Origin of the sequence: Baekduia soli (assembly GCF_007970665.1) — a bacterium.
Classification (GTDB): domain Bacteria; phylum Actinomycetota; class Thermoleophilia; order Solirubrobacterales; family Solirubrobacteraceae; genus Baekduia; species Baekduia soli.
In genome coordinates this window covers 3,254,295-3,280,014 of sequence record NZ_CP042430.1, presented here as the reverse complement: position 1 = coordinate 3,280,014, position 25,720 = coordinate 3,254,295, and the positions used below count along the sequence as shown (strand labels likewise).

The 25,720-nt window shown below is 74.8% G+C and carries 25 protein-coding genes and 3 pseudogenes; 14 read left to right on the top strand and 14 right to left on the bottom strand.

The window, feature by feature from the left end; genetic code table 11:
- Window positions 1-143 precede the first annotated feature (143 nt).
- Window positions 144-2,366, bottom strand: a complete 2,223-nt coding sequence (locus FSW04_RS15575) for an ATP-dependent helicase (RefSeq protein WP_146920845.1) — start codon at window positions 2,364-2,366, stop codon at window positions 144-146.
- Between the two features lie 216 nt (window positions 2,367-2,582).
- Here FSW04_RS15575 and FSW04_RS15570 point away from each other — a divergent pair, with 216 nt between their 5' ends.
- Both FSW04_RS15570 and FSW04_RS15565 read left to right on the top strand, forming a co-directional pair.
- Window positions 2,583-3,095: a CAP domain-containing protein gene (locus tag FSW04_RS15570; protein WP_187368828.1), complete on the top strand. Its 513-nt coding sequence runs from the start codon at window positions 2,583-2,585 to the stop codon at window positions 3,093-3,095.
- Between the two features lie 31 nt (window positions 3,096-3,126).
- A pseudogene (locus tag FSW04_RS15565) lies at window positions 3,127-4,037 on the top strand (queuosine salvage family protein).
- A 312-nt stretch (window positions 4,038-4,349) separates the two neighbouring features.
- On the opposite strand, the pseudogene epsC reads toward FSW04_RS15565, so the two are convergent.
- A pseudogene (epsC, locus tag FSW04_RS27235) lies at window positions 4,350-4,739 on the bottom strand (serine O-acetyltransferase EpsC); the annotation flags it as partial.
- On the opposite strand from epsC, the gene FSW04_RS15555 reads away from it, so the two are divergent.
- Window positions 4,662-5,465 carry an RBBP9/YdeN family alpha/beta hydrolase gene (locus FSW04_RS15555; protein WP_228430494.1) on the top strand — a complete coding sequence of 268 codons (804 nt, stop codon included), beginning with the start codon at window positions 4,662-4,664 and terminating at the stop codon, window positions 5,463-5,465. The pseudogene epsC and the gene FSW04_RS15555 sit on opposite strands and share 78 nt — an antisense overlap.
- Here the strand turns inward: FSW04_RS15555 and cysK are convergent.
- Window positions 5,429-6,358: a cysteine synthase A gene (cysK, locus tag FSW04_RS15550; RefSeq protein WP_146920841.1), complete on the bottom strand. Its 930-nt coding sequence runs from the start codon at window positions 6,356-6,358 to the stop codon at window positions 5,429-5,431. The two genes, FSW04_RS15555 and cysK, sit on opposite strands and share 37 nt — an antisense overlap.
- Before the next feature lie 112 nt (window positions 6,359-6,470).
- Here cysK and FSW04_RS15545 point away from each other — a divergent pair, with 112 nt between their 5' ends.
- Together FSW04_RS15545 and FSW04_RS15540 are read left to right on the top strand one after the other, a co-directional pair.
- Entirely contained in the window at window positions 6,471-7,769 is a 1,299-nt protein-coding gene (locus tag FSW04_RS15545) for an MFS transporter (protein ID WP_146920839.1), read from the top strand.
- Window positions 7,766-8,752 carry a TolB-like translocation protein gene (locus tag FSW04_RS15540; protein WP_146920837.1) on the top strand — a complete coding sequence of 329 codons (987 nt, stop codon included), beginning with the start codon at window positions 7,766-7,768 and terminating at the stop codon, window positions 8,750-8,752. The genes FSW04_RS15545 and FSW04_RS15540 overlap by 4 nt, the downstream gene beginning before the upstream one ends.
- Here the strand turns inward: FSW04_RS15540 and FSW04_RS26160 are convergent.
- Window positions 8,749-8,925 carry a hypothetical protein gene (locus FSW04_RS26160; protein WP_187368826.1) on the bottom strand — a complete coding sequence of 59 codons (177 nt, stop codon included), beginning with the start codon at window positions 8,923-8,925 and terminating at the stop codon, window positions 8,749-8,751. The two genes, FSW04_RS15540 and FSW04_RS26160, sit on opposite strands and share 4 nt — an antisense overlap.
- 33 nt (window positions 8,926-8,958) lie before the next feature.
- Between FSW04_RS26160 and FSW04_RS15535 the strand changes: the two genes are divergently transcribed.
- From FSW04_RS15535 to FSW04_RS15520, 4 genes are all read left to right on the top strand, one after another.
- Complete coding sequence (locus FSW04_RS15535; protein WP_146920835.1) at window positions 8,959-10,152, top strand: MFS transporter; 1,194 nt, start codon at window positions 8,959-8,961, stop codon at window positions 10,150-10,152.
- 134 nt (window positions 10,153-10,286) lie between these two features.
- Window positions 10,287-10,475, top strand: a complete 189-nt coding sequence (locus FSW04_RS15530) for a hypothetical protein (protein ID WP_146920832.1) — start codon at window positions 10,287-10,289, stop codon at window positions 10,473-10,475.
- An 18-nt stretch (window positions 10,476-10,493) separates the two neighbouring features.
- Window positions 10,494-10,886 (top strand): DUF2237 family protein, encoded by a 393-nt coding sequence (locus FSW04_RS15525; RefSeq protein WP_146920830.1) that lies wholly within the window; start codon window positions 10,494-10,496, stop codon window positions 10,884-10,886.
- Window positions 10,887-11,005: 119 nt separating this feature from the next.
- Window positions 11,006-11,272, top strand: a complete 267-nt coding sequence (locus FSW04_RS15520; protein ID WP_146920828.1) for a hypothetical protein — start codon at window positions 11,006-11,008, stop codon at window positions 11,270-11,272.
- A gap of 207 nt (window positions 11,273-11,479) precedes the next feature.
- On the opposite strand, the gene FSW04_RS15515 is transcribed toward FSW04_RS15520, so the two are convergent.
- The gene (locus FSW04_RS15515) at window positions 11,480-11,980 is read right to left on the bottom strand and encodes a beta-class carbonic anhydrase (protein WP_146920826.1); all 501 of its coding nucleotides are present in this window, start codon (window positions 11,978-11,980) and stop codon (window positions 11,480-11,482) included.
- Between the two features lie 70 nt (window positions 11,981-12,050).
- Here FSW04_RS15515 and FSW04_RS15510 point away from each other — a divergent pair, with 70 nt between their 5' ends.
- Window positions 12,051-12,728 carry a class I SAM-dependent methyltransferase gene (locus tag FSW04_RS15510; protein ID WP_146920824.1) on the top strand — a complete coding sequence of 226 codons (678 nt, stop codon included), beginning with the start codon at window positions 12,051-12,053 and terminating at the stop codon, window positions 12,726-12,728.
- Here the strand turns inward: FSW04_RS15510 and FSW04_RS15505 are convergent.
- A complete protein-coding gene (locus tag FSW04_RS15505; RefSeq protein ID WP_146920822.1) occupies window positions 12,712-13,008 on the bottom strand; it encodes a hypothetical protein in 297 nt (98 codons plus the stop codon). The genes FSW04_RS15510 and FSW04_RS15505 overlap by 17 nt on opposite strands.
- A gap of 388 nt (window positions 13,009-13,396) precedes the next feature.
- On the opposite strand from FSW04_RS15505, the gene FSW04_RS15500 reads away from it, so the two are divergent.
- Genes FSW04_RS15500 through FSW04_RS15490 form a run of 3 tightly spaced genes read left to right on the top strand, consistent with a single transcriptional unit; the run spans window position 13,397 to window position 15,047 of the window.
- Window positions 13,397-13,576, top strand: coding sequence for a hypothetical protein (locus FSW04_RS15500; protein ID WP_146920821.1), 180 nt, complete (start codon window positions 13,397-13,399; stop codon window positions 13,574-13,576).
- Between the two features lie 11 nt (window positions 13,577-13,587).
- On the top strand, window positions 13,588-14,313 hold the full coding sequence (locus FSW04_RS15495) for an ABC transporter ATP-binding protein (protein ID WP_146920819.1): 726 nt from the start codon (window positions 13,588-13,590) through the stop codon (window positions 14,311-14,313).
- Window positions 14,310-15,047, top strand: coding sequence for an ABC transporter permease (locus tag FSW04_RS15490; protein ID WP_146920816.1), 738 nt, complete (start codon window positions 14,310-14,312; stop codon window positions 15,045-15,047). The genes FSW04_RS15495 and FSW04_RS15490 overlap by 4 nt, the downstream gene beginning before the upstream one ends.
- 13 nt (window positions 15,048-15,060) lie before the next feature.
- Here the strand turns inward: FSW04_RS15490 and FSW04_RS26155 are convergent, their stop codons facing one another.
- The 5 genes and pseudogenes from FSW04_RS26155 to gltX all read right to left on the bottom strand — a co-directional run.
- Window positions 15,061-15,213, bottom strand: a complete 153-nt coding sequence (locus FSW04_RS26155) for a hypothetical protein (protein WP_187368825.1) — start codon at window positions 15,211-15,213, stop codon at window positions 15,061-15,063.
- Between the two features lie 125 nt (window positions 15,214-15,338).
- Window positions 15,339-15,731, bottom strand: a complete 393-nt coding sequence (locus FSW04_RS15485) for an RrF2 family transcriptional regulator (RefSeq protein WP_146920814.1) — start codon at window positions 15,729-15,731, stop codon at window positions 15,339-15,341.
- A gap of 39 nt (window positions 15,732-15,770) precedes the next feature.
- On the bottom strand, window positions 15,771-16,823 hold the full coding sequence (locus FSW04_RS15480) for an HDOD domain-containing protein (protein ID WP_228430493.1): 1,053 nt from the start codon (window positions 16,821-16,823) through the stop codon (window positions 15,771-15,773).
- A 160-nt stretch (window positions 16,824-16,983) separates the two neighbouring features.
- Entirely contained in the window at window positions 16,984-17,340 is a 357-nt protein-coding gene (locus FSW04_RS27230; RefSeq protein ID WP_407652991.1) for a hypothetical protein, read from the bottom strand.
- Window positions 17,341-17,496: 156 nt separating this feature from the next.
- Window positions 17,497-18,320 (bottom strand): annotated as a pseudogene (gene gltX / locus FSW04_RS15475) (glutamate--tRNA ligase); the annotation flags it as partial.
- A 105-nt stretch (window positions 18,321-18,425) separates the two neighbouring features.
- On the opposite strand from gltX, the gene FSW04_RS15470 reads away from it, so the two are divergent.
- Window positions 18,426-19,286 carry a deoxyribonuclease IV gene (locus FSW04_RS15470; protein ID WP_146920810.1) on the top strand — a complete coding sequence of 287 codons (861 nt, stop codon included), beginning with the start codon at window positions 18,426-18,428 and terminating at the stop codon, window positions 19,284-19,286.
- A gap of 214 nt (window positions 19,287-19,500) precedes the next feature.
- Here FSW04_RS15470 and dnaE read toward each other — a convergent pair whose 3' ends face one another.
- The 3 genes from dnaE to FSW04_RS26145 form a co-directional block, all read right to left on the bottom strand.
- Complete coding sequence (gene dnaE / locus FSW04_RS15465; RefSeq protein ID WP_146920808.1) at window positions 19,501-23,043, bottom strand: DNA polymerase III subunit alpha; 3,543 nt, start codon at window positions 23,041-23,043, stop codon at window positions 19,501-19,503.
- 104 nt (window positions 23,044-23,147) lie between these two features.
- Entirely contained in the window at window positions 23,148-25,499 is a 2,352-nt protein-coding gene (locus FSW04_RS26150; RefSeq protein ID WP_187368824.1) for a coiled-coil domain-containing protein, read from the bottom strand.
- Between the two features lie 60 nt (window positions 25,500-25,559).
- Window positions 25,560-25,715: a hypothetical protein gene (locus tag FSW04_RS26145; protein WP_187368823.1), complete on the bottom strand. Its 156-nt coding sequence runs from the start codon at window positions 25,713-25,715 to the stop codon at window positions 25,560-25,562.
- Window positions 25,716-25,720 lie beyond the last annotated feature (5 nt).

Below are 25,720 nucleotides of genomic sequence, written 5' to 3'. Positions count from 1 at the left end.
CGCGGTCCGAGCGCCGGGCCGGGCTTCGGTGTCCCGCACCAGGGACTCGGGAGGCCGGCTCCCGGCGACGAGCGCGTCGATCGCGAGCGAGGACCTCATCCTCTCCGTGGAGCCGGCGGCGCTCCCGCGCAAGCGCCTGCGCCCTACCTCTTCTCGATCGGCGCGTACTCGGCCATGAGCTTGCGCTCGCTGCCGTCGCCGGCGAAGCGCACGGTGACCACCCCGCCCGGCTCGATGCCGGTGACCACGCCCTCGCCGAAGGCCGCATGGAGCACGTCGTCGCCCACGCGGAAGCCCTCGCCTCCGGCCGGCGCCGGCGCGTCGCTGCGCATCGCCGCCCAGGAGGACATCGCCCGCGGGCGCGTGCCGCGGTCGGCCGCCGCCCCGGAGGCGAACGCGCTCAGCGCGCCCTCGCGGTCCACCAGGTCGGGCGGGAGCTCGGCCAGGAAGCGGCTCGGCAGGCCGTAGGCGGCGGAGCCGAAGACGTTGCGCCGCCGCGCGTGCGTGAGCGTCAGGGAGCGCATGGCCCGCGTCATGCCGACGTAGCAGAGGCGCCGCTCCTCCTCGAGCGTGCCCTCGTCGATCGACCGCGAGTGCGGGAAGATGCCCTCCTCGCAGCCGATCATGAACACCACGGGGTACTCGAGGCCCTTCGCGTTGTGCAGGGTCATGAGGGTCACGAGCCCGGACTCGTCCTTGCGCGAGTCCGTGTCGGCCACGAGCGCGATCTGCTGAAGGAACAGGTCGAGCCGGTCCTCGGCGGCCTGCATCGTCGCGTCGAACTCGCGGGCGACCTCGACGAGCTCCTGCAGGTTCTCCGTGCGCCCCTGGGCCTCGATCGTGCGCTCGGCCTCCAGGGCGTCGAGGTAGCCCGACTCATGCAGGACCGCCTCGAGCAGGTCGCCCATCGGCACTCCGTCGGCGGCGCGCTCGCGCAGGCCCTCCATCGTGGCCATGAAGCGCTCGAGCGACCGGACGGCCGCGGTGCCCAGCCCGGGCACGCCCGCGGGATCGGCCGCCGCCTCCCACACCGTGATGCCCGAGGCGTCGGCGTGGCCGAGGACCCGCGCCAGCGAGGTCTGGCCGATGCCGCGCTTGGGGGAGTTGGCGATCCGGCCGAAGGCGATCGCATCGGCCGGGTTGGCCAGGACCGTCAGGTAGGCCATGGCGTCCTTGATCTCGGCGCGCTCGTAGAACTTCGTGCCGCCGATGACCTGGTAGCTGATCTCGGCGCGCACGAGCGTGTCCTCCAGGACCCGGGACTGCGCGTTGGTCCGGTAGAAGCACGCGATCTCGCTCAGCGAGCCGCCCCCGTCGACGTGCTGCTGGACCCGGCCGAGCACGTAGCGCGCCTCGGCGTGCTCGTCGTCGAGCTCGCGGATGACGATCGGGTCTCCGTCGCCCTGGTCGGTCCACAGCGTCTTGTGCAGCTGGCCGCGGTTGTTGGCGATGAGCGCGTTGGACGCCGACAGGATCGTCTGCGTCGAGCGGTAGTTCTGCTCGAGCTTGACGACCTTGGCGTCCGGAAAGTCGTCCTGGAAGTCCAGGAGGTTGCGGATGTCGGCGTGGCGGAAGCTGTAGATGGACTGGGCGTCGTCGCCGACGACCGACAGGTTGCGGTGCCCGCCCGCCAGGAGCTGCAGCATCCGGTACTGGGCGTGGTTGGTGTCCTGGTACTCGTCGACGAGCACGTGGCGGAAGGTGGCGCCGTAGCGCGCCTGCACCTCGGGGAAGAGCTGCAGCACGTTGACCACGTTGACCAGGAGGTCGTCGAAGTCCATGGCGTTCATGCGGTGCAGCTCGCGCTCGTAGAGCCTGTAGGCCTCGGCGACGGTCTGCTCGAAGTAGCTGCCGACGAGCTGCGCGTAGGCCTCGGCGTCGCGCAGCTGGTTCTTGGCGCCGGAGATCTGCGACTGCACGGCGGCGGGCGTGAAGCGCTTGGGGTCGACGTCGAGCTGGTCGAGGCAGCGCTTGACCAGGCGGCGCGAGTCGGCCTGGTCGTAGATCGTGAACTGGCGCGTGTAGCCCAGCCTCGGCGCCTCGGCGCGCAGGATGCGCCCGCACGCCGCATGGAAGGTCATGACCCACATGGCCCGCGTCGAGTGGCCGAGCAGCAGGCCGACGCGCTCGCGCATCTCCGTGGCGGCCTTGTTGGTGAACGTGATCGCCAGGATCTCGCCGGCGCGGGCGCGCCCCGTGTGCACGAGGTAGGCGACGCGATGCGTCAGCACCCGCGTCTTGCCGGACCCCGCGCCTGCGAGGATGAGCAGCGGTCCGTCACCGTGGATCACGGCGTCGCGCTGGGGCGGGTTCAGCCCCTCGAGGAGATCGGCGACGCGCTGATCGGCGGCGGTGTCGGACGGCACCCAGCAAGGATAGGCCCGGCCGCGGCGGCCTCGAACCTCCCGCCAGTGCACGGTTTCACAGCCGATGGTTCGTGCACTTCCCAACGCACCGGGCTAAAGATCGACCTGATGATGGAGGACTCCCGGCCGATGGGAGGAGCCTCACAGGCCCCGGCTGTCCCCGGCCGGCGGCGAACCACGACGCGGCGTGCCTGCGGGCTCGCCCTAAGCTTGCTCTTGGCGGCCGCCGCCTTCTCATCCCCGGCGGCGGCCGCCGAGGCTTCCTGCCCGCACGCCGCCGCGCGGGCGGCGAGCCTGACCACGGGCACCGCGCGCCGCACCCTGCTGTGCCTCGTCAACCGCGTCCGCCGCAGCCACGGGCTGCCCCGCGTGCGGGCCGAGCGCCACCTGCGCCGGGCCGCCACCGGCCACTCCGACGACATGGCCCGGCGCCACTACTTCGCCCACGACCGCGCCGGTGGGCCGCCGCTGGCCAGCCGCGTGCAGGCGACGGGCTACCTCGACGGCGTCCACGCCTGGTTCCTCGGCGAGGCGCTGGCGTGGGGCTCGGGCACCGCCGCCGAGCCCGGCCAGATCATGACCGCCCTGCTCAACAGCCCGCCGCACCGCGCGATCCTGCTGGACCCGACGTACCGCGACCTCGGCATCGGCCTGACGCACGCCGCGCCCGACGGGGCCGGCCCCGACGCGATGATGGTCACGCTGGACTTCGGGCGCCTACAGGGCTGAGCCGCCACGCCTCGCGTACGCTGTCGGCGCGATGGGGCTGACCGACGACGTGCGCGCCTACTGCGCGCGGATGGCCGCCGAGGCCCGCTCGGTCCGCATCGACGAGGCACGCCTGGCCGTCTACGACGCCGCGCCGGGCGGCGAGGCCGTCGTCACCGACCTGGGGCTGGACCCGCAGCGCCACTACCTCGAGGGCTCGCCGGCCGACGTGGCGATGTACACGCTGGCGCTGGACACCATCAACTTCGGGTCGGGCTGGTTCCCGACGCTGCGCAAGCGCACCGACCCCGCCACGGGGCGCACCGTCTCGGGGTACTTCACGGTGGCCTGGAACCTCGCCGACCACTTCCGCGCCCAGGGGCCGTGGACCGAGGCCGACCTGCGCGGGATGCGCACGGACGCGCTCGCCGCGATCCTCGGCCAACCCGCCGACCACGAGCTCATGGCGCTCTACAGCCAGGCCCTGCGCGACCTCGGGCGCTTCCTCGGGCCGCGGTCGGTTCTCGACCTGATCGCCCGGGCGTCGGGCTCGGCCGAGCGCCTGGCGACCCTGCTGGCCGGCGGCATGGCGCTCTACGACGACCGCGGGTTCTACAAGCGCGCCCAGATCGCGGGCAACGACCTGCACCTGGCGGGCGTCACGCGCTTCGACGACCTCGACCGCCTGACGATCTTCGCCGACAACCTCGTCCCCACGTCCTGCGCTGCGACGGCGTGCTCGTCTACGCGGCCGAGCTGGCGGCCCACATCGACGCGGGGCACCTGCTCCCCCCCGGCCGCGAGGAGCGGGAGATCCGCGCGTGCGCCCTGCACGCCTGCGAGCTGCTGTCGGCGCGCCTGGGCGTGCCGGCCCGCGTGCTGGACATGTGGCTGTGGACGCGCGGCCAGGCGCCCGAGCTCAAGGCGCGCCCACGGCACCGCTGCCGCAGCGTCTACTACTAGGGCGAACGCGAGCCGCCGAACGCACCCGAGCCCCCTGGGCGAGGGTGCGTCAGCCGCCGGCGGGGTTGCGGCCGCGGACCGAGCTGAGCCGGCGCACCTCGGCCGGCGGCTGCGCGGCGGGGCGGCGTCCATCGCGTCCAGGCGGCGCTCGAGGTCGCCGAGGCGGCCCGACAGCTCCCGGATGGCGTCGGCCACCGGGTCGGGCAGGTGGATCCAGTCGGCGTCGGGGCCCTCGGGCCGCCGGCCGTCGACGCGGACGACGTGGCCCGGGTTGCCCACGACCGTGCTGTGGGGCGCCACGTCGCTGATGACCACCGAGTTGGCGCCGACCTTGGCGCCGTGGCCGACCTCGATCGGCCCCAGCAGCTTGGCGCCCGAGCCGACCGTGACGTTGTCGCCGATCGTCGGGTGGCGCTTGCCGGTCGCGAAGCCCGTGCCGCCGAGCGTCACGCCCTGGTACAGCGTCACGTCGTCGCCGATGTCGGCGGTCTCGCCGATCACGACGCCCATGCCGTGATCGATGAACAGGCCGTCGCCGACGTTGGCCGCCGGGTGGATCTCCACGCCCGTGAGCGCGCGCGCGACGTAGGCGATGGCGCGCGGAGCGATCGGGACGTTGCTGTCGTGCAGGGCGTGCGCGACGCGATGGGCCAGCACGGCCTGCACGCCGGGCCACTCGAGCAGGATCTCCAGCGAGGACACGCCGCGCGCCGCGGGATCGCGCTCGTGGGCGGCGGCGATGTCCAGCCGCAGCTCCCGGGTCACGCGCCGCACCATGCCGAAGCCGAGCATCCGGACTACCGTACTCGACGCGATGACCGGGCTCCGGGCGCTCATCCTCCACGGCTGGCAGGGCTCGGCCCCGAGCACTGGCAGACCTGGCTGGCGGGACGGCTGCAGGCCGCCGGTGCCCACGTCCAGTACCCCGACCTGCCCGCCTGCGACGTCCCGTGCCCGGACCGCTGGGGCGCGGCGCTGCAGGGCGAGCTGCGCCGCCTGGCCGCCGGACCGGGCGAGCGCATCGTGATCTGCCACTCGCTGGGCTGTGTGCTGTGGCTGCGCGAGGCCGCCCGGATCGCGCCGCGCCATCGCGTGGACCGCGTGGTCCTCGTCGCGCCGCCGTGCCCGGGCGCGGCGATCCCCGAGCTGGCGGGCTTCTACCCGACGGGCGCCGACCGGGCGGCCGTCGACGCCGCCGCGGGCCACACGCGCCTGGTCTGCTCCGACGACGACGACTACTGCCCCGGCCCCGGCGCCCCCGAGCAGTGGGGCCGGCCCCTGGGGCTGGAGGTCGACCTGCTGCCCGGCGCGGGCCACCTCAACGTCGACGCGGGCTACGGCCCGTGGCCGGCGATGCGCTCCTGGGCGCTCGGAGAGGTCGCCGTGCTGGCTCAGGCCGAGGGCGCGAAGAACGGCGCCGAGATGTAGCGCTCGCCCGAGTCGGGCAGGACGGTGACGATCCGCTTGCCCTTGGACTCGGGACGCTGGCCGACCTGGATGGCGCCCCACAGCGCGGCGCCGCAGGAGATCCCGGCCAGCACGCCCTCACGGGCGGCGGCCAGGTGGGCGGTGGCGATCGCGTCGTCGTCGGTGCACGGCAGCACCTCGTCGATGATCTCGCGGTCCAGCACGGAGGGTACGAAGCCGGCCCCGATGCCCTGGATGCGGTGCGGCCCGGCGGCACGCCCGCTGAGCACGGCCGAGGACGCGGGCTCGACGGCGACGATCCGGGCCTTGGGGTTGACGGCCTTGATCGCCTGGCCGACCCCGGTGATCGTGCCGCCCGTCCCCACGCCGGCGACGAAGACGTCGACGCGGTCCTCCATCGCGCGGAGGATCTCCGGCCCGGTGCCCAGGCGGTGGGCCTCGGGGTTGGCGGGGTTGGAGAACTGGTCGGGCAGGAACGCGTCGCCGGAGCCGCCGGCACGGCGCGCGGCCTGGACGGCCTCGTCCATGCCGCCCATCGACTCGACGATCTCGACGCGCGCGCCGTAGAGCCGCAGCAGCGCCTCGCGCTCGCGCGACATGCCCTGGGGCAGGAAGATCACCAGCTCGTAGCCCTTGGCGGCGCAGACGAACGCGAGCGCGATGCCGGTGTTGCCCGAGGTCGCCTCGACGATCGTCGTCCGCCCGGGCTCGATGCGCCCCTCGGCCTCGGCGGCCTCGATCATCGCGATGCCGATGCGGTCCTTGACCGACCCGCCGGGGTTGTAGGCCTCGAGCTTGCCGTACAGCTCGACGCCCTCGGGCTCGAGCCGGCTGAGGCGGACCATCGGCGTGTTGCCGATGTGATCCGAGATGTTGGTCGGGATTCGGGCCATTTCGGGCGAGGGCCAGCGTAGCGACCGCGGACGAGCCCTGTCCGATCGGGCAGGCACGCCCGGCGCACCCGCCCGTACCGTCGACGACGGCGGTCGCCCGCCGGCCGCCGCCATGTACCAGGTCCAGGACTCCACCGCTCTGCTCCGCGCCCGCCGGCGCTACGCCGTCGCGCGGCGCACGGGTCGGCCGTTCGTCGCCCGGACGGTGCTGCTGCTGGGCCTGACCAGCCTGTTCACCGACATCTCCTCCGAGATGGTCTCCGCCGTGCTGCCCATGTACCTCGTGCTGTTCCGCGGGCTGGACCCGCTGCAGTTCGGGGTCGTCAACGGCATCGCGCAGGGCGGTGCCGCGCTCGTGCGGGTCGTCTTCGGCTTCGCCGCCGACCGGATGGGCCGCTACCGCGAGATGGCGGGGATCGGCTACGGCGTGTCTGCCGTCTGCCGGCTGGGGCTGCTGCTGGCCGGCTCGTTCGGCGCGCTCGGCGGGGTCGTCCTGGCCGACCGGGTCGGCAAGGGCATCCGCACCGCGCCGCGCGACGCGATGATCGCGCTGAGCACCGAGCCGGCCGAGCTGGGGACCGCGTTCGGCGTGCACCGCGCGATGGACACCTGCGGCGCCATGCTCGGCCCGCTGGTCGCGTTCGCGCTGCTGGCCCTCGCCCCGCGCGAGTTCCACGGGATCTTCCTCGTGTCCTTCTGCTTCGCGCTCATCGGCGTGGCGATCCTCGCGCTGCTCGTGCAGGATCCCGCCCGTGCACCGCAGGAGCGGCGCCCCGGCGTGGCGCCCGAGCCGGCCGCCCCGCCGCCGTCGGTGCGCAGCGCCTCCGCGCTGCTGCGCGGCGGGCCGCTCGGGGGCCTGGTGCTCGTGGCCTTCGTGCTGGGCATGGCGACGATCGGCGACGCCTTCCTCTACCTCCAGCTCGACGCGCGCCGGCACTTCGACGCCAGCCTGTTCCCGCTGCTCTACGTCGGCACGTCGGCCATGTACATGGTGATGGCCGTGCCCGCCGGCCGGCTCGCCGACCGCGCCGGGCGCGGGCGCGTGTTCGCCGGCGGCTACCTCCTGCTGCTGGCCGTCTACGCGGCGCTGCTCTCCGGTGCGCACACGGTGCTGCTCGTCCCGGCGACGCTCGTCGGCCTCGGCCTGTTCTACGCGATGACCGACGGCGTTCTGGCGGCGCTCGGCGCCGCCGCGGTGCCGAGCGCGCTGCGGGGCACGGGCCTGGCGGTCCTGGGCACCGCCACCGGCGTCGCGCAGTTCGGCGCCTCGATCGCCTTCGGCGCGCTGTGGATGTCCGCGGGGGCCCACGACGCGTTCGTGATCTTCTCCGTCGCCCTCCTCGCGGCGATCGCCGTCGCCGCCGTGGTGCTGCTGCGCCGCCCCGCGGCGGGCCGGGCGGCCGCCGCATGACCGCCCAGCGCCGCGTCGTGCTCTTCGCCGTGATCACCGTCGCGGCGATCGTCGTCATCGCCGGCTACGTGGTCGCGGCCGCGATGCGCCACGACGCGCCCGCGTCGTCGTCGTCGTCGGCGGCGGCGCCCCGCCCGCCGCTGGCCGCCGGCGACACGCTGGTGCTCGACCGCGACCGCCGCCGTCCCAAGGCCTGGGGGCGCCTCGTGGTCATCGGTCCCGACGGCGTGCGCCACGTCGGGTCGCTGACGTGCGAGCGGGTGGCCTACGCGGCGGGCTCGGGGATCTGCCTGGCCGTCAGGCGCACGTTCCCGACCCCGACCGACGAGGCGCGGTTCTTCGACGCCCGCCAGCGCGTGACCGGCGCGGTGGAGCTGTCGGGCTCGCCGAGCCGCGCCCGCGTCTCGCCCGACGGGCACTACGCGGCGTCGACGACGTTCGTCAGCGGCGACGGGTACACGAACCCGGGGCAGTTCTCCACGCGCACCACGATCTACGACGCTCGCGCGCACCGCGCCCTCGGCGAGCTCGAGTCGTTCACGGTCATCCGCGACGGCCGGCCGTTCAACAACCCCGACTTCAACTTCTGGGGGGTGACGTTCATCGGCGGCACCGGCGGCTTCTACGCCACGCTGGCCACCGGCAGCCACCACTACCTGGTCCGCGGAGACCTCGGCGCTCGGCGCCTGACGGTGGTCCGCGACGGCGTCGAGTGCCCCTCGCTGTCGCCCGACGGGACGCGGATCGGCTTCAAGGCGCGGGTCGGGCACCCGTTCCAATGGCGCTTCCACGTCCTGGACCTGGGCACGGGGCGCGAGACCGCGCTGCCGGGCCAGGGCTCCGTCGACGACCAGATCGCCTGGCTCGACGACGCCCACCTGGCCTACGGCGACGGCGAGGTCGTCATGACCGTCGACGCCGACGGGCGCACGGCCCCGCGGGAGCTGCTGGCCTCGGCCACCAACCCCGGCCGCATCCGCTAGTCGCGGCGCCGCACGGCGCGCCGCTGCTCGCGGCTCAGCCTGCGTCCGCGCTTGACGTCCGTGCCGCCCGCGAGCGTGAGCAGGCGCAGCCGGAGCACCGGCCCGCCCGGGTCCGGGCGCTGCGGCCCCAGCTCGACCGTGTTGCCGGCCATGAACGCGAACGCGCAGGCCACGCGGTCGTCCCCGCTGCGTCAGGATCGGGGCCGATGAGCGACCTCCGCGCCCTGACCGGGCGCCCGCACGCGATGCGCATGCTGGCCTGCGCGCTCGTGGGCCGCCTGCCCGAGGCGATGATCGCGCTGGCCGTGCTGCTCGTCGCGCGGTCGCACGGCGGCTCCTACGGCACGGCCGGCGCGCTGGCGGCCGCGTTCGCGCTCGGGGCGACCGTGGGCGGGCCGGTCTCCGGGCGCATCGCCGACCGGGTCGGCCAGCCCCTCGTGCTCGTCGCGACCGCGCTGGGCCGCGGCGCGGCGGTGGCGGCGATCGCGCTGCTCGCGGCGTCCACCCTGCCGGTGGCCGCCGTGGCGACCGCCGCGGCCGGCGCGCTGACGCCGCCGCTGGAACCCGCGCTGCGCGCGCTGTGGCCCGACATCGCCGCCGGCGACGAGCACGCCCTGCACGCGGCCTACGAGCTCGACGCCGGCGCCCAGGAGCTCATCTTCGTCCTCGGCCCGCTGCTCGTCGCCGGGGTCGTGGCGCTCGCCTCGCCGGAGGCCGCGCTGCTCGTCACGGCCGCCGTCGGGCTGGGCGGCACGGTCGGGTTCGCGGCGGGCCGGCCGTCCCGCGTCTGGCAGGGCGGCCGGCACGCCCCCGTGGCGTGGTCGGCCGCCGCGCGCGCGCCGGAGGTCGGGCTGCTCCTCGCCGTCGGGGCGCTGGCCGGCGCGGCGACGGGGCTGGTCAACGTCACGACCACGGCGTTCGCGGAGCGGACGCTGGGCGACCGCAACCTGGCGGGCTGGCTCCTGGCCGCCTGGGCCGTCGGCGCGCTGTCGGGCGGCCTGGCCGCCGCGGCGCGCCGCTGGACCCTGGCGCCCGACCGCCGGCTGACGCGGATGCTGCTCGTCTTCGGCGCGGCGTTCGTGCCCGCGCTGCTCGTGCGCTCGGGGCTGCCGATGGCCCTGGCGCTCGCGCTGGCCGGCGCGGCGCTGGCGCCGACGCTGGCGTGCGTGTTCGTGCTGACGGGCGCGCGGGCGCTGCCGGGCACCGTCACCGAGACCTTCGCGTGGCTGACGTCCTCGTTCCTGGTCGGCAGCGCGGGCGGCGCGGCCGCCGGCGGCGCGCTCAGCGGCTCGGGCTCGGGCGTCCGCGGCTTCGCGGGCGCCGCGCTGGCCGTCGTCGCGGCCGCGGGGCTGTGGCAGGCTCGGCACGTGCCCGCGGCCGTCCTGTCCCCGCGCGAGTAGGCTCGTCCGATGACGCCCCTCAGCGAAGGCGACCTCGTGACGATCGCCGGCCCCCATCCGCGCGACGGCATCGTGTTCCACGTGCCCAGCGCGGCCAAGGTCATCGTCGCGGTGCCCGACGCCGCGCGGGGGCCGTGCTGCGCACCGTCGACGCCCGCGAGGTCCACGGGCGCGCCGCGGCGGGCGAGCACGACGCCGCGCTGCAGGCGCTCATCCGCCGCACGCCTCCGGCCGGGCGGGGCGGCGCGCGCGGGGCGACGTCGGCGGGCCCCGGTCGCAGCGGCCACACGCGGGCGCCGGCGCACCGGGCCACCGGCCGCTAGTCCGGCGATACTGCAGCGGTGACCGAGCGCAACGTCCTGGGCGGCGAGCTCGAGCCGTGCGGCCTGGATCCCCTCACCGGCTTCTTCCGGGACGGGTCCTGCACGACGAGCGAGGAGGACCGCGGCAGCCACACGATCTGCGCGGTCGTGACGTCTGAGTTCCTGGCCCACCAGCGCAGCATCGGCAACGACCTCGTGACGCCGATGCCGCACTTCCGGTTCCCGGGGCTCGAGCCGGGCGACCGCTGGTGCGTCACGGCCGGCAACTGGCTGCAGGCCCACCACGACGGCGCGGCCGCCTTCGTCGTGCTGGCCTCCACGCACGAGCGGGCGTTGGACCTCGTGCCGCTGGAGACCCTGCGCGAGCACGCCGTCGACGTGCCGGCCGACCCCGGCCCGCTGGCCGACTGACGCCCACCGCCGTGACGGGACCGGTCCGTCACCCGGATTCCGGGCCGTCCTGACCGACGTGCGAAGACGCGGATGCGAGGCGGCAGGGTCCGCGCGAACGCCGTCGAACCTCCTCAATCGTGCCCACCGTCAGCCGCGTGACCCATCTGACCGGGGCCGAGCGGCCGGTCGCCGGTCGTGACAGCCAGGACTACCGCGTCGACATCGACGACGAGCGCAGCGTCGTGGTCTACGTGACCACCGACGGCACGGCGCCGAGCGAGGACTTCATCGAGGAGATGTTCTTCGAGGAGCTCGCCAAGGCCTGGATCCCGCTGAAGGACGCACACGAGCGCCTGCGGGTCCCCGGCGGCTTCTGCCTCGGGCACGTTCGGCCACGCTGCTGAGCCGCGCGCCGCGCCGCGGAGCGCGCGGGGGCCCTGTGTGGCCGTTGTCAGACAGAGCCGAGGCTCGCAGCATGTCCGCCGACGCCGTACCGCGCCCGTCTCCGATCACCAGCGGCCGGGAACGGATCCTCGAGGCGGCCGCGGCCGCGCGCGCGAGCTCGGCGAGCTCCGGCTCGCCCACCACGGCGTCTGAGCCCGGCCGGGCGCTCAGTCCTCGACGAGGACCTCGCGCAGCGCGTGGGTGTCGACGTCGTAGACGAAGCCGCGCACGGCGTCTCGGTGCAGCAGGAAGTCCGAGCGGCGCACCCGCAGGATGGACTGGCGCACGTCGGCGTCGAGGTCGGTGAACGACTCGATGGCGAACGCGGGCGCCACGCCGGTGGCCTCCTGCAGCTCGGCGCGGAAGCCATCGTCGGTCAGCAGCTGCATGCCGCACTCGTTGTGGTGGATGAGCATGACCGAGCGCGTCCCGAGCCGGCGCTGGGAGACCGCCAGCGACCGGATGACGTCGTCGGTGATGACGCCGCCGGCGTTCCGCAGGACGTGGGCCTCGCCGTCGCGCAGCCCCAGCGCGGCGAACACGTCCAGCCGGGAGTCCATGCACGTGACGATCGCCAGCCTGCGGCTGGGTCGCACGTCGAGGTGCACCGGCTCCAGCGAGGCCGCGAAGGCCCTGTTGTTGTCGACCAGCTCATCGATGACGTCCACGGTGCGAACCTTAGAGGGCGATGGGCGCTCGTGGCCCGCCGGCCGGGCTCGCGTGTGCTAGAGAGGGCCGATGACCGATCGCGACCCGGAACGCCCCATCGACCGGCTGGTCGCGGGGGCGCTGGAGGCCGGGGAGCCGACGGGCTGGTTCGAGCCGCTCTACGCCGCGGCCCGGGAGGGCGAGGCCGACGTGCCCTGGGACCACGGGGCCCCGCGTCCGCGGCTGGTCGAGTGGACGCAGGAGCGCGCGCCGCGCGGCGAGGGGCGCCGGGCGGTCGTGGTCGGCTGTGGCCTGGGCTCCGACGCCGAGTTCGTCGCCGGGCTGGGCTTCGACACCGTGGCCTTCGACATCGCGCCCAGCGCGGTGCGGGGCGCCCGCGACCGCCATCCGGACAGCCCGGTGCGCTACGTCGTCGCCGACCTGCTGGCGCCGCCGCCGGACTGGGCGCAGGCGTTCGACCTCGTCGTCGAGTCGCTCACCGTCCAGTCGCTGCCCGACCCGCCCCGGGCCCAGGCGATCGCGTCGGTCGCGGGGCTGATCGCGCCCGGCGGCACCCTCGTCGTCGTCGCCTCGGCGCGCGACGCCGCCGACGGGCCGGTGGCCGGCCCGCCGTGGCCGCTGACGCGCGCCGAGGTCGACGCGTTCGCGACCGGCGGCGTGCAGGCCGTCGAGATCCGCGAGCTGCGCGACGACGCCCCGGCGGGCCACCGGTGGTGGCGCGCGGAGTTCCTCAGGCCGGCGGCCTGACGGGCGCCGTAGCGGGGGGCCGGGTCCACACGAGCGAGTAGCCCCACAGGACGTGGCGCCGGTGGCCGACGCCGGGCAGCACGCTCCCGGCGAGCCGCCGCATGGCGCCGTGGGTGGGCGGGCTCGGTGACCGGCGCGGAGTGCTCCCAGAGCCCTTCGTCGGGCGATGGCGGCGGTGCAGCGCCGCGCCGGCGGCGCTCACCACGAGGTCGAGCGGGGTGCCCGGACGGGCCACCCCGACCACGACCAGCCGGCGGGCCGGGCCCAGCAGCGCAGCCATGCGCGCCAGGGCTCCATGTGGTGCCCGGACGCAATCGCGGCGACGAGGTCGAGGGACGCGTCCCTCGCCGCAGCCCATGTCCAGCGCCCCCGCGCACCGGCGGGACCTCCACGCGGTGTCCGAGGGTGGAGGGTGATCGTCGGGCATCGTCTGACCGGGGCCCCTGCGGGGTACTCACCGCGTCATGCATGGCTCCTCCACCCCGTCGTGCGACCGCTGCGGCTCGCTCCTGTTCGCCGGCGCGTGCCTGAAGTGCACGACGAAGGGACCGTCGGCCGCCGCGCGCTAGACGGCCCGCCCGCGCGCCCGGCGCGCCTCGGGCTTCACCACCGCCGCGCTGTGGCGCACTACCGATGGATCGTCGCGGCCGGCGACCCAGGATGTCGTCATGGCCGAAGCGAACTTCGCCGCGGGGACGGCCGCCATGACGCTGCTGAGCGACTGGAACGGCAACCTGCCGCGGTGGCTGGACTGGCTGCCGCACGTGGCGCAGCCGAGCGAGCCGGGCCGCGAGGCCGCGCCCGGCGCGCGCCCGGCCGCCCCGCCGCGGGGCCCGACGGGCGTCTGAGGCCGAGGCGGATGACGACGCCGGCCACCGTCGCGCTGCGCGACCTGTCCGTGCGCCGCGGCGGGCGCGAGGTGCTCCGCGTCCCCGCGCTGGACGTCGCCGCGGGCGCGGTCACGGGGCTGCTGGGCCCCAGCGGCTGCGGCAAGACCACGCTCATGCGCTGCCTGGTGGGCGTCCAGCGGGCCGTCTCGGGCGAGGTCACCGTGCTCGGCGCGCCGGCCGGCACACCGGCGCTGCGCCCGCGCGTGGGCTACCTCACCCAGTCCCCGTCGGTCTACGGCGACCTCACCGTGCGGGAGAACCTCGAGTTCTTCGCCCGGGTCGCCGGCGTCGGGCCCGGGCGGGTGGACGCCGTGATCGAGGCGGTGGCGGTGCCCGTGCGCGGGCGCCAGCTCGTCCGCGACCTGTCGGGCGGCGAGTGCGCCCGGGTCTCGCTGGCCGCCGTGCTGCTCGGCGATCCCGAGCTCCTGGTCCTCGACGAGCCGACGGTCGGCCTGGACCCGCTCCTGCGTGCGGAGCTCTGGCGGGCGTTCGCCGCGCTGGCCGCCGGCGGGACCACGCTGCTGGTCTCGAGCCACAGCATGGAGGAGGCGCGCCACTGCGACCGGCTCGTGCTCATGCGCGAGGGCGAGGTCCTGCTGTCCGACACGCCCGGAGGCCTGCGCGCCCGCACGGGGCGCCACGACCTCGAGGACGCCTTCGTCACGCTCATCGCCGGGCGCGCGGAGGCGGCGTGACCGCGCGCATCACGCGGGCGGTCGCCCTGCGCGTGCTCCGCCAGCTGCGCCACGACCCGCGCACCGTCGCGCTGCTCGTCCTGGTCCCCACCCTGCTGGTGACGCTGCTGCGCTTCCTCTTCGACAGGCGCCCCGGCCAGTTCGACGCCGTGGGCGCGCCGCTGGTCGGGCTGTTCCCGCTCGTCTCCATGTTCCTGGTGACGTCGATCACCGTGCTGCGCGAGCGCACGACCGGCACGCTGGAGCGGCTGCTGACCACCCCGATGGCCAAGGCCGACCTCCTCGGCGGATACGGGATCGCGTTCGCGCTGGCCGCCACCCTCCAGGCCGTCGTCGTCAGCGCCGTGGCGTTCGGCCTGCTCGGCCTGGACACGGCGGGCTCCCCGCTGGCCGTCGGCGCGCTGGCGGTCGGCAACGCGGTGCTGGGCACGGCGCTGGGCCTGTTCGTCTCGGCCTTCGCCACGACGGAGTTCCAGGCCATCCAGTTCATGCCGGCCTTCGTCCTCCCCCAGCTCCTGCTGTGCGGCCTGTTCGTGCCGCGCGCCGCGATGGCCCCGGCGCTGCGCACGGCGTCCGACGTCCTGCCGGTCACCTACGCCTATGACTCGCTGCACCGCATCGCCGCCGACGGGACGCTGGGCGGGCGCGGCGCGCTCGACCTGGCCGTCATGGGCGCCGCGACGGTCCTCGCGGTGATCCTCGGCGCCGCGACGCTGCGACGCCGCACGGCCTAGGCGACGGCCTCGCTCAGCGCGTCGGCTCGCGGTGCAGGGCCCCGGTCGCCGCGGCGGCCAGCTCGGTCCGGTTGGCGACGCCGACCTTCGCGACGACGTGCGATAGCTGGGTCTCGACGCGTCGAGCGCGACATGCACAGCCGGGCGCATCGCCGAGGGCGAGCATGGATGCGGCTGTTCGGCGCCCCGGCCTGAGCAGGGAGCGGGCGCGCGAGCCCCGTCGTCCGCACTTCGCGGCGTTCCCGGCCCGCGAGAAGAACCGGTGGATGGCGCAGCCCACCTGGCCCGGACCTAGATGTAGTACATCGCCACGCCCGCCTCGCGCTTCTCGCGCTCGACGATGTCGGCCACGGTGGTCTGGCGCAGGACGGCCGCCGCGGCGGCCGCGGCCTCGGCGAAGATGCCCTCCGCCCCGCCGCCCAGGGGGCCGTCGAGGAGCTCGACGATCTCGAGGACGGTGATCTCCGACGGCGACTTCGCGAAGGCGTAGCCGCCCTTGACGCCACGTTGGGACTTCAGCATCCCGGCGCGGCGCAGGACCGCGAAGAGCTGCTCGAGGAACTGGACCGGGATGTCGCGCCGGCGCGCCAGCTCCCCGATCGGCACGGGGGCGTCGCCGCCCTGGCGGCCGAGCTCGGTGAGCGCCTTGAGCGCGTAGGGCGACTTCGTCGTGATCGAGAGCATCGCCCCGACGACTCTAGGGCAGCCCTCGGGCGGTTGCGGCTACAGCCAGCCGCGCTCGGTCGCGATGAGGACCGCCTGGGCGCGGTCGACGGCGCCGAGCTTGCCGTAGATGTTGTGCAGGTGGGTGCGGACCGTGGAGGTCGAGAGCGACAGCTCCAGGGCGATCTGCTTGTAGACCTTGCCCTCGGCGAGGCGCTTGAGGACCTCGAGCTCGCGGCCCGACAGCGGGCACGGGTCGACCTGGCGCGTGCGGCCCGTCGTCGGGTAGGGCAGGTCGTACATGACCGCGCGCAGCTCGCTGGGGCCGAGCCCGATCGTGCGGGCGCACTTGAGCAGCTCGGTCGGCGACACGGCGCTGCCCTGGGAGTAGTGGGCGAGCATGTCGGCCAGCCGCACGAAGGCGGCCTCGCCCTGCGCGTCGTCGGCGTGGTGGCGCTCGATGACCGAGGCGACGGCCTTGGGCAGGCCCCAGCGGCGGGCCAGCACGCCGCCGACCAGCGCGTGGTCGACGCCCAGCTCGCGGCGCTCGCGGTGGATGCGCTCCTCGGGGGTGCGCGCGTTGCCGTGCACCTGGCCGGGGTAGCCGGGGTAGGCGTGCATGAGCACGAGCTTGCCGATGTCGTGCAGCAGCGCGGTCACCATGAGGCGGTCGCGGTCCTCGTAGCCGGCCTCGGTGGCCAGGCGGTCGGCGGCGCGCTGGGTCGCGACGCCGTGCAGCCGGAAGCGCTCGGGCGCGGCGTCCCAGACCGAGGAGCGCTCGAAGAAGTCGAAGGTGCGGGCGCGGGTGGCCAGGGCCTGCACGGCCTCGGGGGACAGCAGGTCGACGGCCTGGACGACGGACTCGACCTTGCCGCGGCTCTTGCCCTCCACCTGGTTGCCGAGGCGCAGCACGGAGATGACCAGCGCGACGTCGGACTCCACCGCGGCGACGACCTCGCCGGTCGAGATCCGCTCCTGGCGCACGACGCGCAGCAGGCGGTTGCGCGACTCGGCCAGAGCCGGAAACGCCTCCAGGGCCTCGAACGCCGCGGTGAGGCGACGGCCATGGCCCTCGTTGTGGCGGCGCTGGACGTCGGCGGACGATGAGGTCACTTCGGTGGAGGCTGCGGCGGGGGGCATGTCGTCTCTGGGCTCCGTTGGTCAGGGCACGGCCAGGGCCGACCCGTCGGTACGACCCGGTTATCGGCATCCTTGGACGGATGATTGAGGACGCACTCGGACATCTGCCGAGGCCACTGTGACAGGCCGCCGCCTAGGTCGAGGCGAGGGCCGCGTCGATGCGGTGCAGCGCCTCGATGCGACCGAGCACCGCGAGGCTCTCGAAGATGCCCGGCGAGACCGTCGTCCCGGCCAGCGCGACGCGGATCGGCTGGAAGACGTCCTTGGGCTTGCCGCCCCGTGACTCGATGACCTCGCGCAGCGCCAGCTCGATGCGATCGGGCACGAACGGGTCGAGGTGCGCGAGTGCCTCGCGCGCCTGCACCAGGCCGTGGCGGTGCTCGGCGTCGAGCCACTTCTCGCGCGCCTTGGGGTCCGGCGTCGCCCCGTCGAAGAGGAAGCCGGCCAGCGGCCAGAAGTCGGCGAGCGTCTGGATCTTCTCCTGGGAGATGACGACCGCGTCGCGCAGGCCCTCGCGCCCGGTGAAGGCCTCCAGGCGGCCCGTGAGGTCGTCGGCGTCGAGATCGCGCAGGTAGCGGCCGTTGAGCCAGCGCAGCTTCTGGACGTCGAACTGCGCGGGGTTCTTCTGGACCCGCGCGATGTCGAACTGGGCGACGAGCTCCTCGGTGGAGAGGATCGTCTGGTCGTCGGCCGCCCCCCAGCCCAGCAGCGCCAGGTAGTTGCGCACGGCCTCCGGGAGGAACCCCGCGTCGCGCAGCTCCTGCACCGACGCCGCGCCGTGGCGCTTGGAGAGCTTCTTGCCGTCGGGGCCGTGCAGCAGCGGCAGGTGGGCGAAGGTGGGGCCTGCTCGCCCAGCGCCTCGTAGACCAGCAGCTGCTTGGGCGTGTTGGAGAGGTGGTCCTCGCCGCGCACGACGTGGGTGATGGCCGCGTCGAGGTCGTCGACGGCGACCGCGAAGTTGTAGAGCACGGTCCCGTCGGCGCGGGCGATCACCGGGTCGTCCATGTGGATGTGCTGGAAGACCGTGTCGCCACGGATGAGGTCGTGCACCGTCGTCGCGCCGTCGTCGGGCACCCGCAGGCGCACGGCGCCCTCGCCGTGGCCGGGCCAGTCCAGCCCGCGGAACCCGCGGTCGCTGCCGTGCTGGGCCTTGTAGGCCTTGACGTCGTCGCCCGTGGCGGTGGACCGGTAGGCCCTGCCCTCCTCCAGCAGCCGCGCCAGCAGCTCCTGGTGGCGCTCGGAGCGCGAGACCTGGGAGATCGGGCCCTCGTCCCAGTCGAGCTCGAGCCAGCGCAGGGCGTCGAGGATCTGCTCGACGTTCTCCGGCGTGGAGCGCTCCCGGTCGGTGTCCTCGATGCGCAGCACGAGCGTCCCGGCGTTGCCGCGCGCCATGAGCCAGTTGTAGAGGGCGGCGCGGGCCCCGCCGACGTGCAGGGCGCCGGTGGGCGAGGGAGCGAAGCGGACACGCATCGTCCTGACTCTAGGCGACGGGCCGCGCCGACCACGCGCCGGTCCCGGGCGCCGTGCGGTAGGACTCCGGGGCATGCCCCTCCCCCTGTCCCGCACGGGTGCGCCGTGCTGATCGGCGCCCACGTCTCCCCTGCCGGCGGGCCCGCCAAGGCCGTGGAGCGCGGTATCGAGAAGGGCGCGCGCGCCATCCAGATCTTCAACCAGAACCCGCGCGCCTGGAAGCCGACGGTCTACACCCACGAGCAGGTCGCCGACTACCGCCGCGCCGCCCAGGACTCCGACGTCGACGCGCTGCTCATCCACGCCGTGTACCTGCTCAACGCCGCCTCCGAGGACCCCGACATCCGCGACAAGACGCTGACGTCGCTGACCGCGTCGCTGCGGGCCGGCGACGCGCTGGGGGCCGTGGCGGTCGTCCTGCACCCGGGCTCGGCCAAGACGGGCGAGGTCGGGCCCGCCATCGAGCGCGCCGGGGCGCTCATCCGGCAGGCCCTCGACGACTCCGAGCACTGCGCGCTGCACCTGGAGAACACGGCCGGGGCAGGCGGGACGCTCGGGCGCTCCTTCCAGGAGCTGGCCGACCTGATCGCCGCGGCCGGCGGCGGCCCGCGCCTGGGCGTCTGCCTGGACTCCTGCCACCTCTACGCCTCGGGCTACGACATCCGCACCCCGAAGGGACTGACCGCCGTCATCGACGAGTTCGACGCGGTCGTGGGCATCGACCGGCTCGGGTCGCTGCACCTCAACGACTCCCAGGGCGGCCTGGGCTCCAACCGCGACCGCCACGCCGACGTCGGCCGGGGCGAGCTCGGCGAGGCCGGCTGCGCGGCCTTCCTGTCCGAGCCGCGCTTCGAGGACCTGCCGGTCGTGCTGGAGACCCCCGGGCCCGACCGCCAGGGCCCCACGCGCGAGGAGCTGGCGCTGTGCGCACAGCTGCGGCGCAAGGGCAGGCGGCGCAAGCGCTGACCTGCGGGCTTCCCGTCACGCGCGGCCGGAGGACCTGAGGCCGGACGGCGACGTCCGCCCGCGCATGGGAGCAGGACATCGGTGCGGCCCCCGCCCCCGGTCCAGCGACAGAGCGGGGGCCGCATCTGACGAAGCTACCTCCGCCACGCGGCGGGGTTGGGGAGATCGCTGACCGGCGGGGGTGGATCTCCTCACCCGCGATGCGGCGGCCCGGTCAGGCGGGCGTGGCGGCCACGGGGCCGGCCAGCGCCTCGGGCCCGAGGATCCGGGCCAGCTCGGCGCGCAGCGACGGCGTCGGGTCCACCCGGAAGTCGGTGCCCAGGCGCAGGCTGCGCGGGCCCTGCGACGTGCGGACGTCGAGGACGACGTCGGCCTCGCCGGTGTGGTTGCCGAAGACGTGCTTGAGCTCCTCGATGATGGAGGCCGGCAGCGTCGCGGCGTCGAGGACGAGCGTCAGCGCCTCCGGGCCCTTGGCGACCACGGCGGCCGCCGCGCGGGCAGTCTCGACCTCCTCGTCGGAGGGCCGGAACGGCTCGCAGGTCTGCACCTTGATCGTCAGCCCGCGGTCGTCGTTGCCCACGCGCCCGCGCACGGTGACGATGGCGTCGACCTGGGCGACGTGCTCGTACTCCTCCAGCGTGTTGCCGAAGAAGATGAGCTCGATGGAGCCCTCGAGATCGTCGAGGGTGGCGAACATCATCGTGGTGCCCGCCCGCGTCTTGAGCTTGCGCGCAGCGGTGATGATGCCCCCGGCGGTGATCCACTCGCCGTCCTTGACCTGGGGCAGCTCGGACAGCGGCCGGTCGACGGTGGCCAGCAGCGCCTCGCGGACCTCCTTGAGCGGGTGCATCGAGAGGAAGAGGCCGATCGCGTCCTTCTCGTGCGCCAGCAGCTCGTTCTTCTCGAACTCCTCCTCGGGGATCGGCGGGTGCGTCGGACCGGCGAACGCGGCCGCCGCGCCGTTGGCCGCGCCGGGGGCCGGGGCCTCGAAGAGGTCGAAGATCGAGCCCTGGCCGATCTCGGCGTCCTGCTGGATCTTCTGCCCCGCGCCCTGGGCCTGCTCGAGCACGCTGAGCATGCCCTTGCGCGACGCGCCGGTCGAGCCGAACGCCCCGCACTTGATGAGCGCCTCGATCGAGCGCTTGTTGACGGCCCGCGGGTCGACGCGCTCGCAGAAGTCCCAGATCGAGCCGAAGGGCCCGCCGTCGTCGCGGGCGCGCTTGATCGCCTCGACCGCCGCGTAGCCCACGCCCTTGACGGCGTCCAGGCCGAAGCGGATGTTGCCGTCGACGACGACGAACTCGTGGTCGGAGAGGTTGACGTCGGGCGGGAGGATCTCGATCCCCATCTCCTCGCAGCGCGCCGCGAAGAACGGGACCTTGTCCTTGGTGTCCATCACCGAGGAGATGAGCGCCGCCATGTACTCGGCGCAGTAGTTGGCCTTCAGCCAGGCCGTCCGGTAGGCGATGAGCGCGTAGCACGCGGCGTGGGACTTGTTGAAGGAGTAGTCGGCGGACTTCTCGTTCGTGGCCCACAGCCAGTCGATGGTCGACGCGGCGACGCCGTTCTTGGCGCAGCCCTCGCGGAACATCGGCTCGAGCTTGGCCATCGCGGCGCGGTTCTTCTTGCCGATCGCCTTGCGCAGGTCGTCGGCCTGCGCGCCCGTGAAGCCGGCCAGCTCCTTGGAGATGAGCATGGCCTGCTCCTGGTACAGGATCACGCCGTACGTCGGGCCGATGATCGGCTCCAGGCGCTCGTCGGCGATGGAGACCAGGTCGGGGTTGCGCTTGCCGCGGGCGTAGGTCGGGATCTGCTCCATGGCGCCCGGCCGGTACAGCGACACCAGCGCGACGAGGTCGTCGAACTCCGTCGGCTTGACCTTCTTGAGCGCCTCCTGCATGCCGTCGGACTCGAACTGGAACACGCCCACCGAGTCGCCCGCGGCGAGCATCTCGTAGGTCTTCTCGTCGTCGAGCGGCAGCCGGGTCATGTCCGGCCGCTCGCCCGTGGAGCGCCCGATGATGTCCAGCGCGTCCTCGATGACGTCGAGGTTGCGCAGGCCCAGGAAGTCCATCTTGAGCAGGCCGAGCTCCTCGACGGGCTTCATCGAGAACTGCGTGACCTGCCGGTAGACCTTGTTGCCCTCGGCGTCGGTCTCGTTGGCGTCGGCGAGCTGGAGCGGGACGACGTCGGTCAGCGGCATCCCCGCGATGACGACGGCCGCGGCGTGGATCGAGTTGTTGCGGACGATCCCCTCGAGGCCCTTGGCGACGTCGACGATCTGCTTGGCCGTCGGGTCCTTGTCGTACTCCAGGCGGAGGGGCTCGCCCTCCTTGAGGCAGTCGTCGAAGCTCGGCGGCCGGCCCATGATCGGGTCGGGGATGAGCTTGGCCAGGCGGTCGCCCTGCCCGTAGTCGTGGCCGAGCACGCGCGCGGCGTCGCGCGTCGCCGCGCGGGGGAACATCTTGCCGAACGTGATGATCTGGGCGACGGACTCGCGCCCGTACTTGCCGACCACGTACTGCATGACGCGCTCGCGGCCGCGCACCGAGAAGTCGATGTCGATGTCCGGCATGGACACGCGCTCGGGGTTGAGGAAGCGCTCGAAGAGCAGGTCGTAGCGCAGCGGGTCGACGTCGGTGATGCGCAGCGTGTAGGCGACGATCGAGCCGGCGGCCGAGCCGCGGCCCGGGCCCACGGCGATCCCGTTGTCCTTGGCCCACTTGACGAAGTCCCAGACGATGAGGAAGTAGGCGTTGAAGCCCATCCGGTCGATGACGCCGAGCTCGTACTCCATCCGCTCGAGCGCGTCGGCAGGGACCGGATCGCCGTAGCGGGCCCGCAGGCCCTCCTCGACGCGCGAGCGCAGGTAGGCGCGCTCGTCCTCGCCGTCAGGCAGGAAGCGCGGGATGAGCTGGTTGCCGAGCTCGATCTCGACGTTGCAGCGCTCGGCGATCTCCAGCGTCGTCGGGATCGCGTCGGGCCACTCGGCGAAGGACTGCGCGAGCTCCTCGGAGGACTTGAGGTAGAACTCGTTGGTCTCGAAGGTCATCTTCGGCGCGGCGAGCGTGGACTTCGTCTGCACGCACAGCAGCGCCGTGTGGTGGTGGTAGTCCTCGCGGCGCAGGTAGTGCACGTCGCCGGTGCCGACGAGCGGGCGGCCGAGCTCGCGCGCGATCCGCACGATGCCCTCGTTGGCCTTGTCCTGGTCGGCGAGGCCGTTCTTCTGGACCTCGAAGTAGACGTTCTCGGCACCGAAGACCTGCATGAGGTCGTCGGCGTGCGCGCGTGCTGCGGACGGGTCGTCGCTGAGCAGCCGCTGGCAGAAGCGCGACGCCAGGCAGCCCGTGAGCGCGATGACGCCCTCGCCGTGGGTCGCCAGCTGCCCCATGTCCAGCGACGGCTTGCCGCGGTGCAGCCCTTCCAGGAAGCCCGCCGAGGAGAGCTTGACGAGGTTGCGGTAGCCGACCTCGTCGGCCGCCAGCAGCGTCAGGTGGTTGCGCTCGACGCGGCCCGGCGCGCGGTTGGCGTGGTCGTCGACGAGGTAGATCTCGCAGCCCAGGATGGGCTTGACATCGTGCTTGCGACACGCCTTGTAGAGCTCGACGGCGCCGTTCATCACGCCGTGGTCGGTCAGGCCCAGGGCGGGCTGGCCGAACTCGGCGGCGCGCTTGGCGAGGGCCTCGATGTTGCACGCGCCGTCCAGCAGCGAGTACTCGGAATGGACGTGCAGGTGGACGGCGGAGGGCGTGCTCACGGGCGCTTCCGAGAATAGGCGGCGCACCGGACGGCGGGAGCGCCCGGCGCGGTGCTCCCCCGCACGGTGCGGGAAACCCGGTCCGTGGGCAAACCGCCGCGTCCCTAGGCCGTGACGTGCTCGCCGCGCTGGGCGCGGTCGAGCCAGCCCACGAGCACGCCGACGGGCTCGGCGTCGCCCTCGATCCAGGCCTCCGACGGGCGCGCCGTGCCGGCCAGCACGGCGGGCAGGCGGCCGGCGGCGACGTGCAGCGTGCTCGACGCCGGGCGCTCGGGATCGGAGGGCACGATGAGCAGCCCGCCGTCGCCGGCGACGACGCGCCAGGGGTCGGCGCCCGCCACCGCGACGTCCACGGCCAGGGCCCGGCCGGCGATCCAGGATGCGGGGACCGCACGCGCCAGGACGGTCAGCAGCAGGCCGGGCGACGGCGCGACGCCGGCCGCGGCCAGGTCGGCCAGGCCCAGCGGGGCGCGGCGCGCCTTGAGCACGCGGCGCACGTGGCGGCGCCCGGCGATCCGCGTGCCGGGCAGGCGCCATCTGGCGCCGCCGGTGGCCAGCGGCACGAGCGCGGCCAGCGGCCCGGCGATCGTCGCCTCGACCCGGGCGCGGCCGGCCATCTCGACACGGGCGCGACCGCCCTTGAGCAGCACGCGGTGGCTGGCCCCGCCATCGATGTCGACGTCGTAGGCCAGGCCGTCGCCGCGGTCCAGCCCGGCCTGGGCCGGCAGCAGGGAGACGAAGAGCAGCTCGGCGATGTCGGGCTCGTCGGCCACGAGCGAGCCGAGGGCGTCGCGTAGCCAGGGGCCGGGCGGCCCGACGGGGCGGCGGCTGGGCAGCGGCGCGCGCTCGGGCTCGGCCGCGGCGGGCTCGGGCTCGGTGACCGCCTCGGCCGCAGGCTCAGGCTCAGGCTCGGGCGCCACCTGCGCGCTCTCCGGCTCCTCGACGGCCTCGGGCTCGGCGACGGCCTCCGCGACGGCCTCGGGCCCCGCGACAGCCTCCGGTTCCTCGAGCTCCTCGACGAGCTCGGGCTCGGGCTCCTCGAGCTCCTCGACGAGCTCGGGCTCGGGCTCCTCGGCCGCCACCGCCGGCGCCGCGGGCTGGGCCCGCAGCCGTTGCGCCGCGGCGGCGAGGTCCAGGCCCAGCGTCGCCGGGGGCGCGTCGGCGGCCGGTGCCTCCGTGCGCAGGCGCTCGATCGTCTCGCGCAGCGACGCCAGCGCCTCCGCGTCGACGGGCGCCACCGGGCGTGCGTGCGCCCGCAGGTCCTCGAGCTCGGCGGCGACCTCGGCCAGACGCGCCTCGGCTGCCGCGCGGGCGCTGCGGTCCTCGTCGCCGCGGCGGCGCTCGGCCTCCAGCTCGGCCTCGGCGACCCAGCGCGCCGTGCGCTCGGCCTCCAGCTCGGCGCCGGCGTCCGCGGCGGCCGCCACGCGGGCCGTCAGCTCGGTCACGCGCGCCTGCATCGCCGACAGGGACGCCGTGAGCGCCTCATGCTCGGCGTCGCGCTCGCGGGCCACGCCGTCGCGCAGGCCGGCGGCGATCCGCACGACCGCCTCGACCTGGGCGCCCAGGCGGGCCATGCGCTCCCCCTCGCCGGCGCGGACGGCCGCGAGCTCGGCGCCCAGGGCGTCCAGGGCACGGCGCAACTGCTCCTCGACCGCCGCCCGGCGGGCGAGCTCGTCCTCCAGCCAGGCGGTCTGCTGCCGCGCCCGGTCCAGCGCGGCGCGCTCGGCGGCCAGCGCGGTCTCGGCGCGGTCGCGCGCCGAGCGCTCGGCCACGAGGCGGTCGCGCAGCGCGCGGGCGACCGTGCCCAGGCGGTCGCGGACGGAGGCCACGGCCCCCTCGACGGCCGCGACCTGCTCGGCCAGCGCGGTGCGCTCGGCCGCCAGCCGGACCTCCAGGGCGGCGGTCGCCTCGCGCTGCGCGCGGGCGCCGGCGAGCTCGCGCCGGGCGTCGGAGACCGCGGCGGCGGCCGCGTCGGCCAGCCCCGTGCGCCGGTGCAGCTCGGCGCGCAGCGCGGTGTGTTCGCGCTCCAGCGCGGCGCGGCGGTCGCGCTCGGCCAGGCCGGCGGTGCGCTCGCGTTCCAGGGCGGCGCGGACCCGGTCGCGCTCGGCCCCGAGGACGCTGACCTCGGCCTCGGCCTCGGCCAGGCGCTCACGCAGGCGCGCGACCTGCTCGGCGGCCAGCTCGCGTGTCGCCGCCGCCTCGCCCTGGGCCTCCAGGCGCTGCTGCTGCTCGGCCCACTCGCGCTGGCGCGTCGTGCGCAGGTCGCGCTCGTGGCGCTCCAGGCGCGCCTGGAGCGCGTCGCGCTCGGCGGCCACCTCGCCCAGGCGCCGCTCGGCCTCGAACAGGCGCAGCTCGAGCGACGCGTCCTCGGAGACCTCGGCGCGGCGCGCGCGCCGGGAGGCCAGGACGGCGGGGTCCACGACGTTGCCGTGGTCAGGGGGCTGCGGGTGCGACATCCGGGCGGGAGGCTAGGTCCCGGACCGGACGTCCCCGCGACGCCCCGGGCCCCGCGCGCCCTAGTCCGTGCCGCGTTTGGCGCCCGCCACGGCGAGCCCGACGACGGCCACGCCGACGACGCCCGCCGCGAGGTACTTCTTCGACCCCCCGTAGCGGCGGCGCAGATACCACTTGGCGCCGTTCCAGACGGCGAATCCGAGAATCCTGTAGCCCATCGCTG

Excerpts from the sequence above, each read along its gene's own strand:
- cysK (WP_146920841.1), bottom strand. The coding sequence starts at position 6,358 with ATGGCCCGAATCCCGACCAACATCTCGGATCACATCGGCAACACGCCG.
- FSW04_RS15545 (WP_146920839.1), top strand. The coding sequence starts at position 6,471 with ATGTACCAGGTCCAGGACTCCACCGCTCTGCTCCGCGCCCGCCGGCGC.
- FSW04_RS15540 (WP_146920837.1), top strand. The coding sequence starts at position 7,766 with ATGACCGCCCAGCGCCGCGTCGTGCTCTTCGCCGTGATCACCGTCGCG.
- FSW04_RS15535 (WP_146920835.1), top strand. The coding sequence starts at position 8,959 with ATGAGCGACCTCCGCGCCCTGACCGGGCGCCCGCACGCGATGCGCATG.
- FSW04_RS15510 (WP_146920824.1), top strand. The coding sequence starts at position 12,051 with ATGACCGATCGCGACCCGGAACGCCCCATCGACCGGCTGGTCGCGGGG.
- FSW04_RS15505 (WP_146920822.1), bottom strand. The coding sequence starts at position 13,008 with ATGGCTGCGCTGCTGGGCCCGGCCCGCCGGCTGGTCGTGGTCGGGGTG.
- FSW04_RS15500 (WP_146920821.1), top strand. The coding sequence starts at position 13,397 with ATGGCCGAAGCGAACTTCGCCGCGGGGACGGCCGCCATGACGCTGCTG.
- FSW04_RS15495 (WP_146920819.1), top strand. The coding sequence starts at position 13,588 with ATGACGACGCCGGCCACCGTCGCGCTGCGCGACCTGTCCGTGCGCCGC.
- FSW04_RS26155 (WP_187368825.1), bottom strand. The coding sequence starts at position 15,213 with ATGCTCGCCCTCGGCGATGCGCCCGGCTGTGCATGTCGCGCTCGACGC.
- FSW04_RS15485 (WP_146920814.1), bottom strand. The coding sequence starts at position 15,731 with ATGCTCTCGATCACGACGAAGTCGCCCTACGCGCTCAAGGCGCTCACC.
- FSW04_RS26150 (WP_187368824.1), bottom strand. The coding sequence starts at position 25,499 with ATGTCGCACCCGCAGCCCCCTGACCACGGCAACGTCGTGGACCCCGCC.
- FSW04_RS26145 (WP_187368823.1), bottom strand. The coding sequence starts at position 25,715 with ATGGGCTACAGGATTCTCGGATTCGCCGTCTGGAACGGCGCCAAGTGG.